The following is a 2,242-nucleotide window of genomic DNA, read 5'->3' on the forward strand; positions in this document are numbered from 1 at the left end:
ACGTCCAAAGGAAGTGTGCGATGGTTTCTGTAGTGCTGCCGGATTTGCTGACCACAACAAATACGGTCTTTGACAAATCAAGCCTGTCCAACATCGCGGTCGCGGTTACGGGATCCGAATTTTCCAATAAATAAAATCTTGGTCCTTTCCTTAAAGGCGTTTCAAGTTCATTATAAAAAGGGGGAAGAAGCGCGTTTATGAGCATCCTGTTGCCTAAAGCAGAGCCTCCTATGCCAATTTGAACGATTGTATCAAACTTGGAGAGCCAACGACCTGTTTCGATTATCTCCGTCAGGTTCTGATAGGGCAAGTTGATCCACCCAAATCCTTCTGCATCATCTCTGCCTTTTTTACGCAAAAAAACATCTGTCTCTTCGATCTTTTGAGACAAGCTGTCAATGTCTTCAACTTTGACCGGATGATTTCCGCTCGTAAAGGCTCCACCCACGCTCACGCTTAAAAGCTCATCCAACGCGCACTCCCCCCTTCGAGCTTCGTGCTAATCTAACAAGTCATTTTCTTTCAAAAGCTCACTGATGGCCTCAGGATCATAACCTACAATGAATTTATCGCCAACAAAGGTAACGGGTACCCCCATTTGACCAGTCTGTCTTACCATTTCCATAGCGGCTGCCCTATCTTTGCTGACATCTATCTCCTCATAGTCTACTCCCAGTTCCTGTAAATATTCTTTGACCCTTGTGCACCAGGGACACGCAGGCGTGCTATAAACCTTGACTTTCATAGTTTACACCTTCCTCGAAAATATTAAATTAGGCATACCAAACATAAGCGAAAAAACTATACCATAATACGAAAAAAAGCGCAACGACTCTGCTATGCCAGGTCCACGAAAAATATTTGTAAGGTTATTGGATAAGCACTACCGGTTTAATGAGGTCCCTTGGTTTATCCTTCATCAACATGAGGGCCTCTTCGATACGATCGAAACCCTTGAAAACATGCGTCACAAGTTTTCCCGGGTCTACGCGACCATACCGTACAAGTTCAATCAGTTTTTCCATCCTTAGCCGTCCGCCTGGGCAAAGCCCTCCTCGAATAGTTTTATGTGCCATGCCACAACCCCATTCAAGGCGTGGGATGGGAAGTATATCTCCTTCTCCAAAATAATTGACGTTTGAAATGTTTCCCCCTGGTTTTGTTATTTTTACTGCGGTCGCCAAAGTATCAGGATTTCCACCAGCAATAATAGCCACGTCTACTCCTGCCCCGTTTGTTATTTCGAGAACCTGTTCATCCACGGGAGCTATTTTGTAATTGATCACGTGTGTCGCGCCGTAGAGTTTGGCAACTTCTACGCATTTTGGGCGAGTACCGGTAACCAAGATACGAGATGCCCCGCGCAACCTGGCTCCCGCAACTGCCATAAGTCCTACCGGTCCTACGCCAAATACAATCACAGTATCACCTATGCCGATGTCTGCAAGTTCGGCCCCGTGTATCCCGGTAGTCATCATATCGGTTATCATTACGGCTGATTCCAGAGGTATGTCTTCTGGCAAAATCGCCAAATTCATATCGGCATCATTGACGTGGAATAACTCTCCAAAAACACCGTCTTTGATGTTTGAGTATTTCCAGCCAGCCAAAGGACCGCCTGAATGCTGAGGAAAACCTCTTTGAACTTCGATGCTTCGCCAATCGGGAGTTATTGCTGGAACTACTACCTTATCGCCTGGTTTAAAATCTTTTACCTCACTTCCAACTTCCGCAACCTCCCCCACTGCTTCGTGACCCAGGATCATATTTTGACGCTCACCGAGCGCGCCCTCGAATACAGTGTGAATGTCCGACGTACATGGCGCAACTGCTAACGGCCTAACCAGAGCATCGTAAGGACCAACCTGAGGTTTGTCCTTCTCAATCCAACCAACTTTTCCAATCCCAAGCATTGCAAATCCTTTCATAATAGCACCTCCATCAGCGCCTGATTCTTAACGATAGTTTGTAATTATAATTTGATAATCTTTTGCTTGTCAACGAAAGCGCCAAAATATTTGACACGAGGCTGAAATATTATCACCACATAAACGGATAGGGAAATGTTACTATGAGAAAATAAACATTTGCTCGAACCCCAGGAAAGCAAGATCGGAAATATCAAATTAGGAATGCCAAATGCAAGCAGAAAAACTATAATCTAAGGCCAGAGAAGACGTAGAAACCTTCTATCAAAAAGAGTCCACGTCTTTTAAATAAAATTCGGTAGTATTATACTATC

General features: G+C 44.6%; 2 protein-coding genes and 1 pseudogene. All 3 read right to left on the bottom strand.

What is annotated here, in order from left to right; genetic code table 11:
* A pseudogene (locus tag Q7P41_RS04915) lies at positions 1-472 on the bottom strand (glucose-6-phosphate isomerase); the annotation flags it as partial.
* A gap of 27 nt (positions 473-499) precedes the next feature.
* Positions 500-745, bottom strand: a complete 246-nt coding sequence (locus Q7P41_RS04920; protein WP_303882618.1) for a glutaredoxin domain-containing protein — start codon at positions 743-745, stop codon at positions 500-502.
* 124 nt (positions 746-869) lie between these two features.
* A complete protein-coding gene (locus Q7P41_RS04925) occupies positions 870-1,928 on the bottom strand; it encodes an NAD(P)-dependent alcohol dehydrogenase (RefSeq protein WP_303882621.1) in 1,059 nt (352 codons plus the stop codon).
* Positions 1,929-2,242 lie beyond the last annotated feature (314 nt).

This window comes from Acetomicrobium mobile, from assembly GCF_937920065.1.